18 protein-coding genes are annotated in these 16,591 nt (G+C 35.3%); 1 reads left to right on the top strand and 17 read right to left on the bottom strand.

Annotated features, from left to right (window positions below; all coding sequences use genetic code 11):
* Positions 1 to 139: 139 nt before the first annotated feature.
* From EK417_RS12290 to EK417_RS12230, 13 genes are all read right to left on the bottom strand, one after another.
* Positions 140 to 1,300, bottom strand: a complete 1,161-nt coding sequence (locus EK417_RS12290; RefSeq protein WP_228457927.1) for a class I SAM-dependent methyltransferase — start codon at positions 1,298 to 1,300, stop codon at positions 140 to 142.
* A gap of 152 nt (positions 1,301 to 1,452) precedes the next feature.
* A complete protein-coding gene (locus tag EK417_RS12285; protein WP_136522304.1) occupies positions 1,453 to 2,616 on the bottom strand; it encodes a methylmalonyl-CoA mutase family protein in 1,164 nt (387 codons plus the stop codon).
* A gap of 109 nt (positions 2,617 to 2,725) precedes the next feature.
* Complete coding sequence (locus EK417_RS12280) at positions 2,726 to 3,082, bottom strand: FtsB family cell division protein (RefSeq protein ID WP_002979124.1); 357 nt, start codon at positions 3,080 to 3,082, stop codon at positions 2,726 to 2,728.
* A 4-nt stretch (positions 3,083 to 3,086) separates the two neighbouring features.
* Entirely contained in the window at positions 3,087 to 3,701 is a 615-nt protein-coding gene (udk, locus tag EK417_RS12275; RefSeq protein WP_002979122.1) for a uridine kinase, read from the bottom strand.
* A 205-nt stretch (positions 3,702 to 3,906) separates the two neighbouring features.
* Complete coding sequence (locus EK417_RS12270) at positions 3,907 to 4,212, bottom strand: ATP-dependent Clp protease adaptor ClpS (protein ID WP_110366265.1); 306 nt, start codon at positions 4,210 to 4,212, stop codon at positions 3,907 to 3,909.
* A 10-nt stretch (positions 4,213 to 4,222) separates the two neighbouring features.
* The gene (locus EK417_RS12265) at positions 4,223 to 5,581 is read right to left on the bottom strand and encodes a hemolysin family protein (protein ID WP_076594581.1); all 1,359 of its coding nucleotides are present in this window, start codon (positions 5,579 to 5,581) and stop codon (positions 4,223 to 4,225) included.
* 269 nt (positions 5,582 to 5,850) lie between these two features.
* Complete coding sequence (gene atpG, locus EK417_RS12260; protein ID WP_076594580.1) at positions 5,851 to 6,714, bottom strand: ATP synthase F1 subunit gamma; 864 nt, start codon at positions 6,712 to 6,714, stop codon at positions 5,851 to 5,853.
* Between the two features lie 76 nt (positions 6,715 to 6,790).
* Positions 6,791 to 8,368: a F0F1 ATP synthase subunit alpha gene (gene atpA, locus EK417_RS12255; RefSeq protein WP_076594579.1), complete on the bottom strand. Its 1,578-nt coding sequence runs from the start codon at positions 8,366 to 8,368 to the stop codon at positions 6,791 to 6,793.
* 16 nt (positions 8,369 to 8,384) lie between these two features.
* The gene (gene atpH, locus EK417_RS12250; protein ID WP_076594578.1) at positions 8,385 to 8,924 is read right to left on the bottom strand and encodes an ATP synthase F1 subunit delta; all 540 of its coding nucleotides are present in this window, start codon (positions 8,922 to 8,924) and stop codon (positions 8,385 to 8,387) included.
* A gap of 2 nt (positions 8,925 to 8,926) precedes the next feature.
* Positions 8,927 to 9,424 (bottom strand): F0F1 ATP synthase subunit B, encoded by a 498-nt coding sequence (locus tag EK417_RS12245; RefSeq protein WP_110366266.1) that lies wholly within the window; start codon positions 9,422 to 9,424, stop codon positions 8,927 to 8,929.
* A gap of 89 nt (positions 9,425 to 9,513) precedes the next feature.
* Complete coding sequence (gene atpE, locus EK417_RS12240; protein ID WP_027384648.1) at positions 9,514 to 9,705, bottom strand: ATP synthase F0 subunit C; 192 nt, start codon at positions 9,703 to 9,705, stop codon at positions 9,514 to 9,516.
* Between the two features lie 59 nt (positions 9,706 to 9,764).
* The gene (gene atpB / locus EK417_RS12235) at positions 9,765 to 10,862 is read right to left on the bottom strand and encodes a F0F1 ATP synthase subunit A (RefSeq protein WP_136522303.1); all 1,098 of its coding nucleotides are present in this window, start codon (positions 10,860 to 10,862) and stop codon (positions 9,765 to 9,767) included.
* A 59-nt stretch (positions 10,863 to 10,921) separates the two neighbouring features.
* Positions 10,922 to 11,362, bottom strand: a complete 441-nt coding sequence (locus EK417_RS12230) for a hypothetical protein (RefSeq protein WP_136522302.1) — start codon at positions 11,360 to 11,362, stop codon at positions 10,922 to 10,924.
* Between the two features lie 107 nt (positions 11,363 to 11,469).
* Between EK417_RS12230 and ffh the strand changes: the two genes are divergently transcribed.
* The gene (gene ffh / locus EK417_RS12225; protein WP_076594576.1) at positions 11,470 to 12,831 is read left to right on the top strand and encodes a signal recognition particle protein; all 1,362 of its coding nucleotides are present in this window, start codon (positions 11,470 to 11,472) and stop codon (positions 12,829 to 12,831) included.
* Between the two features lie 70 nt (positions 12,832 to 12,901).
* Here the strand turns inward: ffh and EK417_RS12220 are convergent, their stop codons facing one another.
* The 4 genes from EK417_RS12220 to EK417_RS12205 form a co-directional block, all read right to left on the bottom strand.
* The gene (locus tag EK417_RS12220; protein WP_136522301.1) at positions 12,902 to 13,570 is read right to left on the bottom strand and encodes a porin family protein; all 669 of its coding nucleotides are present in this window, start codon (positions 13,568 to 13,570) and stop codon (positions 12,902 to 12,904) included.
* Positions 13,571 to 13,653: 83 nt separating this feature from the next.
* Entirely contained in the window at positions 13,654 to 14,298 is a 645-nt protein-coding gene (locus tag EK417_RS12215; protein WP_076594574.1) for an outer membrane beta-barrel protein, read from the bottom strand.
* A gap of 479 nt (positions 14,299 to 14,777) precedes the next feature.
* Positions 14,778 to 15,440, bottom strand: coding sequence for a porin family protein (locus tag EK417_RS12210; protein WP_136522300.1), 663 nt, complete (start codon positions 15,438 to 15,440; stop codon positions 14,778 to 14,780).
* A 117-nt stretch (positions 15,441 to 15,557) separates the two neighbouring features.
* Positions 15,558 to 16,517 (bottom strand): PhoH family protein, encoded by a 960-nt coding sequence (locus EK417_RS12205; protein ID WP_002979097.1) that lies wholly within the window; start codon positions 16,515 to 16,517, stop codon positions 15,558 to 15,560.
* Positions 16,518 to 16,591 lie beyond the last annotated feature (74 nt).

Here is a 16,591-nt window from a genome sequence, read left to right as displayed (position 1 = left end):
TGTAAAATTATTTTTTTTAAAAGGTAATATGAAACCGTGCTATTTTCAATCTATTCTGACCGTCCAAACAGCAAGCGATTACATGCTTCAATTTTTAATTGCCCAAAAGTAAGAAATCCTGCTTTTTTCGGCAACATTTTTATACTGATTTTAATATTATTTTCCCTTTTTTGGATTGGGTAAAAATAAGATACTGATCTCCTCCGTCTTTTAAACCGTATTTCTTTTTGATTTCTTCAGGTTTCAAAGGGTAGTTTTTTGCAATAATATTAAACTGCCCTTTCTTTTTAATACTTTTAGAATCAACAGATTCCATTTCAAAAGTTCTGCCGGGAAAGTTCTCAATTTTTTCACTGGAAGTATAAAGATGGCTGTTAGGATGAAGCTTTTTCAGGGCAAATTTCTGAGAAATCAAATTAAAGACTCCCGCCTTCAAAATGGAATGATTGGGAATATAAATATAGTTTTCCGGTTCAGAATATTCCGATTCCGCAGTTTCTTCTTCCCCAAATGTAAAGCTAAAAACAGGCTCACTACTGTCCAGGTTCACACAATTACAAATGATCTTGTCCGCATTTTCGCTGGAAAGCAATACAACTACTTCTTTCACATCATTTTTAAGGGCAATAACATCAATCCTTGAAATACCCGGAAGTACTGAAACAAGATATTTAAGATCAATTAGCGGGGAAAGTTTAATAATTACCTGGCTGGAAACAGAGAGGAGCTTTTCGTGAATTTCCAAAATATCAGGAGACAGATCTTCCAAAAGAAAAACTTTGTTTTTTTGTTCGTCTCTTCTGGCCGGATCAAGATAAATGACATCAAAGTGTTCCTGATTCCCATTCAGAAAATCCTCAAGTTTTAGATTGATGAATTTCGCCTTACGACCTAAAATACACCAGTTATTTTCAACAATATTTAAAAGCTCAGTATTTTGTTCTACTAAAGTGATATCGTCAAAATTTTGAGACAGATAAAAGGCATCAATCCCAAAACCGCTTGTTAGATCAATGAATTTATTTCCTTTCAGCATTTCAGATTTATAAAGAGCTGTCTTTTCTGAAGATGACTGTTCCAGATTAAGCTGTGGCGGGAAAAGAATTCCTTCTTTTAAAAGAAATGGAAATTTTCTTTCTGCAACCTGTTTTCCTTTGATCTGCTGCACAATTTCATGCATAGAAACCTTCGGAAATGGTGATTTTTTTAATAATAATGAGTGCAGATCTGTTTTTAGATTTGCATTGATATAGTTTTGAATTTCTTTGTTTAATAGTTTATTTCCCACAGATTCTGCCACTTCTTATATTCATTTGTTTAAAATGCTTCGACTCCGCTCAGCATGACAACGCTAATGCTAAATGTCTAATTTACTCTTGAAAAATTAAGACAGTATAATTAACCGTGTCATACTGAGCGGAGTCGAAGTATCTCAGTTTATTTTAAAGTGCTTTATTCAAACATTTCAGCCCAACGAACGGCTTTTATTTCTTTTTCGCTGTAAAGATCTGCAATAGACTTTTTAACGTCTAATTTAGGGTACATATTCACTCCTATCAGCTTTATTTTCCCTTCTTCAATCCATTGCTGCTCTTCAATGGCATGATCGTAGATCTTTTTCTGAATAACTCCCTGTTTCAACAGTTCGAGATATCCACCAACCTCTTCTATTTCAACAAATAAAGCCCATGCTTTTTCTGCAAACTGCTGGGTAATATCTTCCACATAATAACTTCCGTTAGAAGCATCTTCAAATACGTTGATAATACTTTCGTAAGCCAGAACAATCTGTTGTTTGAAAGAGATTTCTTCCGAGTTATCCGTACTTTTGTCTACAAGATAATTGTTAGAAAAAACAGCATCTGCTCCACCGATCATTGCAGAAGCAAGTTCCAGGGTAGAACGGATCAGGTTGTTTTCATTATCAGAAACGGCCTTATTTCGAAGGGAAGTCTCTGCAAATATATAAGGGACTTCATCCAGACCGTATTCTTTTGAGAGTTGGTTAAAAACGATCTTAAAAGCTCTCAGTTTAGCCATCTCAAAGAAATAACTTCCTCCTACTGCTATTCTGAATATAAGTTTATTTAAAATTTCGGATCCATAAACTTCTACTAACTCCTTAGCTTTTGCAAGGGCAATTCCAAGCTGTTGACAGATGGCTGCTCCGGCATTCTGGTGGAATGATATGTCTACACAGATATTTCTTTTAAAATCTTTTGAAAGTAATTCTCTTACCAGTTGATCATCTATGCTTCCTTCTTTTTCATTAAAAACATCGATCAGTGAAAAATACTGATCTTCTTCTTTAGGACTGATGTGTCCTGCCAGATCTTTATTATTAACAAAAAGAGTTTTTTGATCCAGATTTTCTACATTCTGATCCAGCATAAATGCAAATACTTCTTCTTCCAGACTTTCATGATATCTAGCTACCAGATGAGTGCTTTCTTCAACCCTTGGCAGGTTTACCAAAGGTTTCTGAACCTCTGTGTAAAAAGGCTTCACCTCTATTCCTTCCAGATTCTGTTTCTCTAAAACAGGGTAAATATCCTCTGTTTTAAGCTGTTTTTTGACTAGATTTTCCCAGTTTGAAAGTATATCTGTATTTGACATTAGTTTTTTATTATTTGTGAATTATCAATAGTGAATTTTGCTTCGCAACTGAATTTTTTTTAAAACTAAAAATCCATTTCATCATTAATATAATTCTATTCAACTTTTATTATTTTTTAGCCACTTTTGTGCTGTCTACCACAAGAATGAAGATCTCTTCATTCGGTTTTTTCATAAAATAATTTTCTCTTGCGTATTTTTCTTTTTCTGACTTGTTGTTCATCAGTTTTTTATAAAAAGCATCGTTTTTCTCGTATTCTTTTTTATAATAATCCAATTGCTCTTCATATTTATGAATCTCACCATTGAGTTCATTAATAACAAGAAATGAGGTTTTATCAAAAAAAATCATCCATACCAAAAACAGACAGATCGTAATGGTATACTTGTTCAAAACATATTTCTGGATAAGTTTGAATGTTTCAGATTTCGGCTGAATGTCTTTGATAAGGTTGTTTTCTTCCATTTTTTTAATGTTTTTTCAACGAGTTTTTAATAACAGTAGTTAAAAAATCAATGGCTACGGAATTTTGTTTCATATTGGGGATAATAAGATCGGCCTCATTTTTAGACGGCTCTATGAATTCCTGATGCATTGGTTTCAATGTGGTCTGATAACGGTGTAATACCTCGCTCAGATCTCTTCCTCTTTCCTGAGTATCTCTTCTGATCCTCCTGATTAATCTTTCATCAGAATCAGCATGAACAAATACCTTCAGATCAAATTCTTTCAGTAATTCTTTGTTGGTAAGAACAAGAATTCCTTCTACTACCAGTACGTTTTTAGGTTCTACAGTGACATGATCTCCTGTTCTGGAATGGGTAACAAAGCTGTAAATCGGCTGTTCAATCGGCTCATTATTTTTTAAAGCTTTTACGTGTTTTATCAGTAAGTCAAAGTCTATTGATTTTGGATGGTCGTAGTTCAGAGCTTCTCTTTCCGTCAATGTAAGACCTTGGTTGTCGTGATAATAATTATCCTGAGAGAGGATATTCATTCCCTCAATATCAAGCTGCTGAAGTATCTTATCAACAACTGTAGTTTTGCCGGATCCTGTACCACCGGCAATTCCTATTACAAGCATTGTTTTTTGTTTCTTTATAGTTGGTACAAATATACTATTTTAGATAAAATATGACAATGTAAGAGTATTGAGAAATTAAAAGATTAAAGCATTTAAAAATTGAAAGATTGGCCGGAAGTCTTTCAGTCTTTGTGATTCGTTGCTATTCCTCTGCTTTCTGCTCAGGATTCCATAAAAAAATCCGACAAAATGCCGGATTTGTATCTTATACGATTTCGCTTGTTAATTCGCGCGAAATTAATTTTTCATGCATAGGCTTCAAAACATCCATTGATCCTGTTTTTACGGTGCATTTGCCTTTGTAGTGAACCAGCATGGTACACTGCTCAGCCTGTTCCAACGTATGCTTGCATATTTCGATAAGGCAGTCTATTACGTAATCAAATGTATGAATATCATCGTTATGCAGTACCAGTTTATAAACTTCATCTGTATCATCTAAGACGAGAACTTCTTCCTCGTACTGACGTTTTGGGTTTTCGTAGTCTTTTATGCTGTTATAAAAACTCATTCTTATTCTTTTAAACTTCTCCAATTTTATCTGCTAAATGGTCAATAGCATTGGGTTCCTGATATACCAGCTCCACAAGTTCCACACTCTTATTATTCATTTTCAGGATCTTGAAATGATAATTTTCAAGATCAAACTCCTGGTTTTCTTCCGGAATTTCTTCCAGTTCATGAAGAATAAATCCGGCCAATGAATTGTATTCGCTTTCTTCGGAAAGAGGAAGCCTTTTGGGTAAAAACTCGTTGATTTCGTCCAAAGGCTGTGTAGCCTGCACCCAATAAGTATTATCCGCTATTTTATCTACTATTTTTTCTTCGTCATCTTCTTCATCCTGAATTTCTCCCACCAGTTCCTCAAGAATATCTTCTAGTGTGATAATTCCTTCAGTTCCTCCAAACTCATCAATAACGATGGCAATATGCTGTTTTTTAAGCTGGAACGTTTTCAATAAGTCTGAAACTTTCTTGCTTTCTACCACGAAGAATGCATCACGCATTAAATCTTTAAGGTCTTCATGGTCAAGATCTCCTTTTCTCTTCACAAATTCTCTTATAATTTCCTTTGTGTAGAAAATTCCAATAATATTGTCAATAGAATCGATATATACAGGAATACGGGAATATCCACTATCCATGATCTTATTGATAATGTCATTGACATCTTCTTCAAAGTCTATGGAAGTAATATTCTGTCTTGGAACCATGATCTGCTTGGCGGAATGATCTGTAAAATCAAATGCATTTTTAATAATTTCGTAGTTCTCTTCTTCAATCTCACCGCTGTCTGCACTTTGTTTCACCAAAAGCTGAAGTTCTTCCGTAGAGTGAATTTCCTGTTCGGAAGCGGGATGAATTTTTACAAGTCTTAAGAAACCATTTGACATGGAGTTCATCAACCAGATAAACGGTTTAAAGATCGTATAGAAAACTCTCAACGGAACCGCTGTTGCCATTGTAGTTGCTTCAGATTTTCTGATGGCTATTGATTTTGGAATAAGCTCACCAAACACAATGTGCATGATGGTAATCAATACAAAACTTGTCACTACCGAAATTGTAGTAATGGTTGTCTGAGTCAGATTAATGCTCAAAGACGTGAAAATATTTTCAACAATATGGTGCAGGGCACTTTCTCCTACCCAACCAAGGGCAAGGGATGCCAATGTAATTCCTAATTGTGTAGCGGAAAGATATTCATCAAGATGCTTGATGATATGTTCTGCCTGCTTAGCCATAGAGTTTCCTTCTGCAGCTTTTAACTGAATTTGTGAGTAACGAACTTTAACAATTGAAAATTCTGCGGCTACGAAAAAGCCATTGAGTAAAACAAGAAATAAGGCCAGCAAAAGCCTGACTATGTCCGAGTCCATTTAGAGATTATATAAATTTTATTAACTACAAAGATATGCAAAATAAAAATAACCTGAATCCGGGATAGATTATTTCCATGAAGTAATTTTCGGAAGAAAATATGACACGATATAATACCTCAGTTTTTAAATAAAAAAAACAATCGGACTAATTTCCTGTTTTATGATAAAAACTCGATTTTTGAATAGTAAATGACGGTTTCAGTCAATTATAAACAAAAAAAACACCGATAATTTCGGTGCTTTCATTTGTATAGTAAAATAATTCCTTATGAATTTTTCAAAGCTTCTGCTCCGGAAACAATTTCCAAAATTTCGTTGGTAATTGCAGCCTGTCTTGCTTTGTTGTAGAAGATCACAAGATCATTCTTTAAAGCCTGAGCGTTATCTGTTGCTTTGTGCATTGCAGTCATTCTCGCTCCGTGCTCAGACGCTACTGAATCTAAAATCGCTTTGAAAACCTGAGTTTTGATAGACTTTGGAATCAAATTATCCAGAATCTCAGCTCTGTTAGGTTCAAAGATGTAATCTGTTTCAACCTGTGGCTCAGTATTTTCCGGCATTGAGATGGGAAGAAGCTGTTCTGTAGTTACTTCCTGAGTAGCAGCATTAACGAATTTGTTATAGATAACATAAACTTCGTCAAATTTACCTTCTCTGAAGCTTGCCATTACCCCTTCAGTGATATGAGCAACTGCATCAAAGTTCAGGTTATCATACACAGAACTTCCATTAGTATATACCGTACGGCTTTTTCTTACCGCATCATATACTTTTTTACCTACAGGAAGAACTTCAACCTCGTACTGAGCGTTGTTCTGGAACTGAAGGTTAAGCTCTTTTACGATAGAAGAGTTAAAAGCTCCCGCAAGACCTCTGTTTGAAGTAACAGCGATGAATAGTACTCTTTTAACCTCTCTTTTCTGAGCATATACAGAAATCTGATCAGGATCAGAGCTAGAATTTACATTCTGGATAAGCTCCTGTAATTTTTCAGAATAAGGTCTTAACATTACGATTGCATCCTGTGCTTTTTTAAGTTTCGCTGCGGAAACCATCTTCATAGCACGTGTAATCTGCATCGTAGATGAAATTGACGTAATTCTGCCTCGTATTTCTTTTAAGTTTGCCATTAATTTGGGTTCAAAGTTTAAGGTCTAAAGTTTAAGGTCTAAAACACTATATTTCAAACCTTAAACATTGAATTTTTTAGTTGTATTTAGAAGCTAAATCGTTAGCTGCCTGCTTAAGAACACCTGTAATATCGTTATCGATTTTTCCAGCCTTGATAGCAGCCATTGTATCTGGGTGCTTAGATCTCAGGAACTCGATGTATTCATGTTGGAATTCTTTAATCTTGTTCAATGGAACGTTTCTCATTAAGTTTTCTGTTCCGGCATATACGATCGCTACCTGACTTTCTACAGGAAGTGGTGCATTTACCGGTTGCTTAAGGATCTCTACGTTTCTTTCTCCTTTAGAGATTACTGCTAACGTAGAAGCATCAAGGTCCGAACCGAATTTAGCAAACGCTTCTAGTTCTTTATATTGAGCCTGGTCAAGTTTCAATGTACCAGATACTTTTTTCATTGATTTGATCTGAGCGTTACCTCCTACCCTTGATACAGAGATACCTACGTTGATTGCAGGACGAACCCCTGAGTTGAATAGATCAGACTCCAGGAAGATCTGTCCGTCTGTAATAGAGATTACGTTTGTAGGGATGTATGCAGAAACGTCACCAGCCTGAGTTTCTATAATCGGAAGGGCTGTTAATGAACCACCACCTTTTACAATTGGTTTAAGAGACTCCGGCAAATCGTTCATCTGCTTGGCAATGTTATCATCAGCGATTACTTTTGCCGCTCTTTCCAATAGTCTTGAGTGAAGGTAGAAAACGTCCCCAGGGTAAGCTTCACGGCCCGGTGGTCTTCTCAATAGTAGAGAAAGCTCACGGTAAGCAACAGCTTGTTTAGATAAATCATCATAAACGATAAGTGCTGGTCTACCTGTGTCTCTGAAGAACTCACCGATAGAAGCTCCTGCCATTGCAGAATATACTTGCATTGGAACCGGATCTGATGCGTTAGCTGCAACGATTACCGTATAAGCTAAAGCTCCTTTATCAGAAAGAGTTTTAACGATTTGTGCTACAGTAGAAGCTTTCTGACCGATAGCAACATATATACAATATACTGGCTTACCAGCATCAAAGAATTCTTTTTGGTTGATGATCGTATCGATAGCAACAGTAGTTTTACCTGTTTGTCTGTCACCAATGATAAGCTCTCTCTGACCTCTTCCTACAGGGATCATCGCATCAATTGCAACGATACCGGTCTGTAAAGGCTCAGTTACCGGCTGCCTGAAGATTACCCCAGGAGCCTTTCTTTCCAATGGCATTTCGTATAAATCCCCAGTAATAGGACCTTTACCATCGATTGGGTTACCAAGAGTATCTACTACTCTTCCTAACATACCTTCTCCTACTTTGATAGAAGAGATTCTGTTTGTTCTTCTTACTGTATCACCTTCTTTTACTAATTTACTTTCACCAAGTAGAGCAACCCCCACGTTGTCTTCTTCAAGGTTAAGTACAATACCTTCTACATCACTAGAAAATTTCACCAACTCTCCGTATTGTACGTTTTCTAACCCGTATACACGAGCAATACCATCACCGATGGTTAAAACTGTACCTACTTCCTCAACGTTGGATTGAGTATCGAAGTTGGCCAATTGCTGTTTTAAGATCGCAGATACTTCTGCCGGATTTATTTCTGCCATTGTATGGTTGTTTTTCTTAATTTAATTGGAAATCTTTTTTAACTTGGTTCAGTTTTGTCTTCACAGACGCATCTACCTGCTGGTCACCTACTCTCAGAACATATCCTCCAAGAATTTCAGGCTTCACATTTACTTTCAGATCAAAGTTTGAATCAGCATTTACAAGATGGGTAGATCTTAAAATCTGGTCAAGGTTTTCTTTTGAAAGCGGAGTTGCTGTAGTAAGCGTTACTCTCTGTACACCACTAAGGTCTTCTACTTTGTTGATGAATTCCTGAGCGATATTTTTCAATTGGTTTTCACGTCCGTGCTTAATTACCAATCTGATCAGGTTCTGAGAAGAAACAGATAAACCTTTGAAAATTTCGTTTGCTACTTCTATTTTCTTTTTAGAATCAATATAAGGAGTCATGAAAAATTTATTTAAGTCCACAGACTCTTTCATGATCTTTACTACATCTTTCATTTCAGAAAATACAGTAGCTGTCTGACCTGACTCGTTTGTGAAATCAAGTAAACCTTGTGCGTATCTTTTAGCTACTTTAGATGTAAGCATTCTTAGTTAAGGTTTGATTTGTTTAAATAATTTTGAACTAATTCGTTTTGAGCTTCACTGTTGTCCAGCTTTTGCTTCAGGATAGACTCAGCAATGTTTACAGATAAAGTACCAATTTGAGTTTTGATGTCTGCCATGGCAGCATTTTTCTCAGCATTGATAGTCTGTTTAGCAGCTTCGATCATTTTGTCTCCTTCAGCTTTAGCAGCATCTTTAGCTTCTCCTACGATTCTGTCTTTAATTTCTCTGGCTTCTTTAAGGATAGCATCTCTTTCGATTTTAGCTTCACGAATGATTCTTTCGTTATCCTCTTTTAAAGTTTCCATTTCTTTTCTAGCTAATTTAGCTTGATTAAGAGCGTCAACAATAGATGTTTCTCTGTCGTCGATTGACTTTAAAATAGGCTTCCAAGCGAATTTACCTAACAAAAATAATAATGCTAGAAAAATAACAGACTGGATAATAAATAGTCCTGATGAAAACTGATGAATTAATTCCATTATATAAATGTATAAATAATTATTACTTTTTTTTTAAAATTAACATTGCTGCAGCCAACCGCTGCAACAATGTTTTTGTTTTGTTTGGCTTATGATGCGAATAACGCAGCAAATGCAACACCTTCAACTAGTGCAGCTGCAATAAGCATAGCAGTTTGGATTTTTCCAGATTGCTCAGGCTGTCTAGCGATAGCTTCAAGAGCAGCAGCTCCGATTTTACCAAGACCGATACCTACACCTAGTACGATAAGACCTGCACCAATAATTCTAGGGATTTCCATAATATATAATTTTAAAAAATTGTTTTAATATTTGTTTAATTTCTCTTTTTACCTTCTAATTAGTGAGCAGCATGATGTTCGTGCTCGTGCTCTTCTACAGCCATTCCGATAAATAAAGCCGATAGCATTGTGAAGATATATGCCTGTAGGAATGCTACCAATACTTCAAGTAAATAAATTACTAATGTTAAGAATGGGAATGCTACTCCTGCGATCCAGTTTTTAAAGATATAGATAGATCCAATCAAAGTCATTACTACGATGTGACCTGCCGTCATATTGGCAAAAAGTCGGATCATCAAAGCGAATGGCTTAGTAATAGTTCCTAATAATTCGATTGGCAACATAATGAATTTCATTGGAACCGGAACACCTGGCATCCAGAAAATATGCTTCCAGTAATCTTTGTTCGCTGAGAATGTTGTAATCAAATACGTAAGGATAGCCAGGAAGAATGTCATTGTAATATTACCTGTAACATTAATTCCGAATGGCATTAATCCTAAAACGTTAAGGAAAAGGATAAAGAAAAACACTGTTAATAAATAACCCATAAATCTCTTATACTTATGTCCGATGTTTGGAATAGCAACTTCATCTCTTACGAAAATGATTAATGGCTCTAAAAATCTTGCAGCTCCTGTAGGAACCACTGATTTTTTGTAAGACTTAGCCATTCCAACGAATAATACTAACATAAAGATGGATACTAATAAAATAATCAACACACTCTTTGTAATTGAAAGATCTAATGGCTTTTCGTTAGTTGGGTGACCGTGGTCATCAAGCGTTAAAGTTCCAGCTGCATCAGTCTTATAGATTTTTTCATGATGCAATACATAAAAATTTCCATCAACTTCAGTAGGTTCTCCGTGCATAAACCCTTCTTTGTTACTCATGAAAGAGTGAAAACCGTTATCATAGATAATAACAGGAAGAGGAAAACCGATGTGGTGACCTTCCTTATCAACCATCAATGTGAAATCATGTGCATCCAACAAGTGATGATCGATGAACTCTTTGTTTTCTTTGCTTACTTTGTCTTTCTCTGAAAGCTCTTGAGCAGGAGCTGCCCCAGCAGTAGCCTCACCGTGCTGTGCAGACACTAAGTTTAATACAAAAATACTGTAGAATAAAACTGCGAATTTCTTAAACATTGATAGGTTTTTTTCGTTGTGCAAAAATATGATATTTTTTCTAGTTTCAATAAATTATTTTACTGTTTTTTATCATGATTAATCAGCTTGATGGCATAGTATGTAAGCAGTGCTGTCAGGACAAAATAAGGCATAATAAAATGAAATTTATAGCCAGGAATCACTTCAAAGTTCAGTTTTTTTCTGATTAAGTACATTAAACCGAATTTTAAAAGGATCAAACCAATAACAGATAATCCTAAAAATTGTGGTGCTACTCTATTAATTAAAATTACAAGAGTGATCATCATCATAAACATGACGCTTAGAAAAAGGTAAAATTTAATGATTATAATTTCATCCAGGTGAAAAACAAATTTCCAAAGGGAAAAATGCACCAGGAAGGTCAGAAAGAATAAAATGACAACAAGAATATTGGGATTGATCTTCATTCTATATTTTAATTGATCGCAAAAATAGACTTTTTCTATCGGATTATACCATGATTTGATATTTATCATTTTTCTTGTTTGTAATAATATTACGTATATATATAATATTACGTGATCAAACACTTTGGATATGCTAAAAATTCCTTATTTTTGCAAACCTATAATTTACAATAAATATGTTTAATAGTTTACAGGATAAATTAGACAAGGCATTACACAATATTTCCGGTAGAGGAAAAATTACTGAAATCAATGTTGCGGAAACCGTAAAGGAGATCCGTAGAGCATTGGTAGATGCCGACGTTAACTATAAAGTTGCGAAAGATCTTACAAAAAGAGTTCAGGATAAAGCATTAGGAGAAAACGTTCTTACTTCCCTTACTCCGGGACAGCTGATGACGAAAATCGTCCATGATGAACTGGTAGACCTGATGGGAGGTTCTCAGGAAGGAATTAATCTTTCAGGAAAACCTTCTGTAATTCTTATTGCAGGTCTTCAGGGATCTGGTAAGACTACTTTCTCAGGAAAGCTTGCTAATTATTTAAAGACAAAAAGAAATAAAAAACCTTTATTGGTAGCCTGTGACGTTTACCGTCCTGCAGCGATTGACCAGCTGAAAGTATTGGGAGGGCAAATCAATGTTCCCGTTTTTACCGAAGAAGGTTCTACAAACCCTTCTACGATTGCTGAAAATGCAATCAACTTTGCAAAAGCAAACGGTCATGATGTTGTAATCGTGGATACAGCAGGTCGTTTGGCCATTGATGAGCAGATGATGAACGAGATCAAATCCGTACATTATTTCATCAAACCACAGGAAACGCTTTTCGTAGTAGACTCTATGACAGGTCAGGATGCTGTAAATACGGCAAAAGCATTCAACGATGCCTTGAATTTCGACGGAGTTGTTTTAACGAAATTAGATGGTGATACAAGAGGTGGAGCTGCATTAACAATCCGTTCTGTTGTTGAAAAACCCATCAAGTTTATCTCTACAGGAGAAAAAATGGAAGCTTTAGACCTTTTCTACCCGGAAAGGATGGCAGACAGAATTCTGGGAATGGGAGACGTTGTTTCCTTAGTAGAAAGAGCTCAGGAGCAGTTCGATGAAGAAGAAGCTAAAAAACTTCACAAAAAAATCGCTAAAAACGAATTCGGTTTTGATGATTTCCTTAAGCAGATCAACCAGATTAAGAAGATGGGTAATATGAAGGATTTGATGGGTATGATTCCTGGAGTCGGAAAAGCGATCAAGGATGTAGAAATCAGCGATGATGCATTCAAACACATTGAAGCGATCATCTACTCTATGACTCCTGAAGAAAGGAGAAGACCTTCTATCATCAATACGCAGAGAAAAGGAAGAATTGCCAAAGGGGCCGGAAGAAAAATCGAAGATGTGAATCAATTGATGAAACAGTTTGATCAGATGGGTAAAATGATGAAGATGATGCAGGGACCTCAGGGAAAACAAATGATGCAGATGATGAGCAAAATGCCGAATATGCCTGGAATGGGTGGAATGTTCGGGAAATAAGAAAGACAAAATCATTCATAAAAAAACTCTCAGAATTTCTGAGAGTTTTTATTTTATATTGATATAGGTTTTATTTAAACTTGTATCCTACTCCTAACTGAAAGAAATTCATTTTTAATGTTTCACCATCCACAGGATTTTTAATCATATTGGTAAGACCAAAACTGTAACGTGCATCTACGAATAATCCTTTATGAATATTGTAATCTGCTCCTAAAAATAAACCGAAATCTGTAGATTTTAAACCATCATTCAGCTCTCTTTCCAAATAGCGCTCTCCTTCTTTAAGTCCGGAAGGATATACCATACCAGCATTAGAACCACTTAATTCAAATTTTACTTTATTATTCGTTTTAAAGCTTACATAAGGACCTGCATAAATTCCTAGTTCTGGCGTTGCATAATATCTTGCAGATACAGGAATAACAATTCTGTTAAGGTTCATCTTTTCAGTTAAGGTAATACCTGTACCAGATATTCCAACTTCAGCTTTTCCGCCAAGATTGGCATATTCCAGCTCTCCCTGGACAGCAAACTTATTATTGAATTTATGCTCAACCAAACCTCCGATATAAAACCCTGATTTGGATTTTAAACTGGCTTCAAATCCTCCAAATTCAAAATCCCCTTCACTGGAATTTAATTTTGATAAAGCATATCCTGCTTTTACCCCGAATGTAGTTTGTGCATTTAAACCTGCAAATAAAGTGATTGCAGACGCTAATAAAATTTTTTTCATGATTTATTGTATTAAAAAAATGTTCGCAAAAATACAAAAAACCCTGAGTATTCTCAGGGCTTTCTTGCTATATGCTTTGTTTATTATTTTGCAAATACATATTTAACTCCGAAAGTTACAGAAGATAAATTCAATCCGAAGTTGTAGTTGTTGGTAGCATCACCATCTTTTGGCTTGTAGTTGCTATAACCGAACTCACCGATAGTAGCTTCGATAGACCAGTTTTTGTTTAAGAAATAATCTAAACCTGGTTTAACAGTAACACCGATTTTTGTGTATTTAGCTTCAGTAGAATTTGAAGTTGAAATTGTGTTATTTCCTACTGTAGTTACAGAGCTAGTTTCAGTTTCAGTTTTTCCAAACTGCATTGGAACTGCTAATTGTCCGAAGAAATATAACTTGTCAGATAAAGTCCAGTATTTTCTTACGAATGGAGCTACAACAAAAGCTGGCTGCTTAGTGATGCTTTCTCCTACTGTGTTACCAAGAGTAGTAGTTAAAGTGTTTTTTTCAGTTTGATAACCAACTCCTAATCCGATTGCTAAGTTAGTGTTTACGAAATATCCAACTGTAGGTAATACGTTGAAGTTTTCTTTTTTATCGTTACCGTTGTTAGATTCTACTTGAGAATAACCAACAGATCCTGATAAATATGTAGTTCCTTTAGCAATCTGAGCGTTTGATAAACCGAAAAGTGCAACAGCACCCGCTAATAATATTTTTTTCATTGTAAAAAATTTTAATACTTTCTGAGAGCAAATTTACAGTGGTCTCCACTAATATTAAAATTTGTTAATGTGATTAATATCATTACTGGAATTAAGGGTTTTGTAAAAATAAATCCTAATCAAGAGATGTTGTTGATTTTTTCACAATATTATGAATAAAAAAATCCTATTTTTTCAACAAGACTCCAATATATTTAATTTTTTAAATTTTCTTATTTTTTATAAAACCCGATGAATTCTGGAAAAACGCTAAAATTAATTAACCTAAATCTCTAATTTTAAAGTTATTAACTCTTAAAATTTAAACAAATGTTTATTATTCAGGATTATCTTCTTTAATTTTAATCATTACAGATCCTCTCTATTAAAAATTTCTGATCAGAAATCCATACAGCTTATATATGAGTCATCAAAAAAAAGGCTGTCCGAAAAGTTCGGAAAGCCTTTTTTATCATTATTTTGAAGCTAAAATTTCAGAATTAGTTTCCTCCGAATTTGAAGCCTACGCCAATCTGAGCAAAGCTATTCTTTACAGTCCCTCCGCTATTGTCATTAGATAGGTTTGATACTCCCAAGCTGTATCTTGCATCAAAGAAAAGTCCGTTTTCCAACATATATTCAACACCTAAGAACGGAGCAAGGTTTAATGATTTGATATCTTTTTTAATATCTACCTCGCCGCCTTCACCTTCCACTTCCACATCAAGGAAATCTGAACCAATTACAGTCTTTTGTTTAGCTGTAAGAATGATTCCTACATTAAGACCTGCAGCTACAGAGAAGCCTTCTGTGATAAAGTATTTGGCAGAAACAGGAACCAAAAGAGTTCCAAAATTCACTTTAGTTGACTCACCAAAATAAATTCCTCCAGCGTTTACGCCATCAATTTTTTCTTTAGCTCCAAGTGGAGAATACAACACCTCTCCCTGAACAGCAAAGTTATCATTGAATTTGTACTCAGCCATTCCACCGATATAGAAGGTATATTTTGGAGACATTTTTCTTCCGTCAAGATCGTCTTGCTTATCATCCAGTTTAATAGTAGACATTGCGAAACCAGCTTTTGGACCAAATCGAAATTCTTGTGCGTTGGCACAAACTCCCATAGCAGCGACCGCCGCAACAAGTAAAAGTTTTTTCATGTTTAGTTAGTTTTACATTTAAGGTTTGCAAAACTAATTATTTTTTTCAAATTAACAAATTTTAACCATCAAATTTAAGGTTAATAAAAAGTTAACGAAAACTTTCACCTATTTTCACTAGTCGTTTCTTAGTCTTTTTTCCTCATCGTTATAAGCCAGGATAATCTTTCTTACCACCGGATGTCTTACCACATCCTCTTCTGTAAGATGAACGAATCCGATCTCTTTTACTCCATTTAAAATTCTCATGGCTTCTTTCAGCCCGGACTGTTGATTTTTCGGCAGGTCAATCTGGCTTGGATCTCCTGTAATAATAAACTTGGCATTCATTCCCATTCTCGTAAGGAACATTTTCATCTGTGCATGAGTAGTATTCTGTGCTTCATCAAGAATCACAAAAGCATCATCCAGTGTACGTCCTCTCATGAAAGCCAATGGCGCTACTTCAATGACTTTCTTTTCCATGAAACCTTCCAGTTTCTCGTGCGGAATCATATCACGAAGTGCATCATACAACGGCTGCAAATACGGATCCAGCTTTTCTTTAAGATCTCCGGGAAGAAATCCCAGGCTCTCTCCCGCTTCTACAGCAGGCCTTGTCAGGATAATTCTTTTCACTTCCTTGTCTCTTAACGCTCTTGCTGCCAATGCCACACTGGTATATGTTTTTCCTGTACCTGCAGGCCCAATGGCAAAAACCATGTCCTTTTTCTCAGTTTCCTTCACCAGCTTTTTAAGATTGGTCGTCTTAGCTTTAATAACTTTCCCGTTAACTCCTTTTACGATAATGTCCTGGTCGAATACCAGCTGTTTCTCATTTTCGTCTTTAATATTCAAAATATTTTCAACGTCTTTCAGTCCTATTGAATTGTTTTTGGAGATAAAACTGACAATATCGTCAAGTTTTTGTTTCAGTATGTCTAAAGCTTCCTGATTTCCCATGGCAAAGATGAAATGATCTCTTCCTGTAATTTTAATGGTTGGAAAGCTTGATTTTATTAAGTTGAAATATTGGTTATTAACTCCATAGAAGATTTTCGCATCGATATCTTCCAAATCATATGTTAATTCAAACATGCAGTATTTTTATTTTTAGATTTTAAAATTAAAGCTTTTTTTCAAATTTATATCAAATTCTTTTCAACAATCTT

The organism is Chryseobacterium candidae (assembly GCF_004916905.1).
GTDB classification, from domain to species: Bacteria; Bacteroidota; Bacteroidia; order Flavobacteriales; family Weeksellaceae; genus Chryseobacterium; species Chryseobacterium candidae.
Note: the sequence above shows the minus strand (reverse complement) of the source record. Positions and strands in the feature narration are given on the sequence as shown.

Excerpts from the sequence above, each read along its gene's own strand:
- ffh (WP_076594576.1), top strand. The coding sequence starts at position 11,470 with ATGTTTAATAGTTTACAGGATAAATTAGACAAGGCATTACACAATATT.
- EK417_RS12220 (WP_136522301.1), bottom strand. The coding sequence starts at position 13,570 with ATGAAAAAAATTTTATTAGCGTCTGCAATCACTTTATTTGCAGGTTTA.
- atpA (WP_076594579.1), bottom strand. The coding sequence starts at position 8,368 with ATGGCAGAAATAAATCCGGCAGAAGTATCTGCGATCTTAAAACAGCAA.
- atpB (WP_136522303.1), bottom strand. The coding sequence starts at position 10,862 with ATGTTTAAGAAATTCGCAGTTTTATTCTACAGTATTTTTGTATTAAAC.
- udk (WP_002979122.1), bottom strand. The coding sequence starts at position 3,701 with ATGCTTGTAATAGGAATTGCCGGTGGTACAGGATCCGGCAAAACTACA.
- atpE (WP_027384648.1), bottom strand. The coding sequence starts at position 9,705 with ATGGAAATCCCTAGAATTATTGGTGCAGGTCTTATCGTACTAGGTGTA.
- EK417_RS12210 (WP_136522300.1), bottom strand. The coding sequence starts at position 15,440 with ATGAAAAAACTTTTACTTGTTGCGGCGGTCGCTGCTATGGGAGTTTGT.
- EK417_RS12205 (WP_002979097.1), bottom strand. The coding sequence starts at position 16,517 with ATGTTTGAATTAACATATGATTTGGAAGATATCGATGCGAAAATCTTC.
- atpG (WP_076594580.1), bottom strand. The coding sequence starts at position 6,714 with ATGGCAAACTTAAAAGAAATACGAGGCAGAATTACGTCAATTTCATCT.
- atpH (WP_076594578.1), bottom strand. The coding sequence starts at position 8,924 with ATGCTTACATCTAAAGTAGCTAAAAGATACGCACAAGGTTTACTTGAT.
- EK417_RS12230 (WP_136522302.1), bottom strand. The coding sequence starts at position 11,362 with ATGATAAATATCAAATCATGGTATAATCCGATAGAAAAAGTCTATTTT.
- EK417_RS12245 (WP_110366266.1), bottom strand. The coding sequence starts at position 9,424 with ATGGAATTAATTCATCAGTTTTCATCAGGACTATTTATTATCCAGTCT.
- EK417_RS12285 (WP_136522304.1), bottom strand. The coding sequence starts at position 2,616 with ATGTCAAATACAGATATACTTTCAAACTGGGAAAATCTAGTCAAAAAA.
- EK417_RS12270 (WP_110366265.1), bottom strand. The coding sequence starts at position 4,212 with ATGAGTTTTTATAACAGCATAAAAGACTACGAAAACCCAAAACGTCAG.
- EK417_RS12215 (WP_076594574.1), bottom strand. The coding sequence starts at position 14,298 with ATGAAAAAAATATTATTAGCGGGTGCTGTTGCACTTTTCGGTTTATCA.
- EK417_RS12265 (WP_076594581.1), bottom strand. The coding sequence starts at position 5,581 with ATGGACTCGGACATAGTCAGGCTTTTGCTGGCCTTATTTCTTGTTTTA.
- EK417_RS12280 (WP_002979124.1), bottom strand. The coding sequence starts at position 3,082 with ATGGAAGAAAACAACCTTATCAAAGACATTCAGCCGAAATCTGAAACA.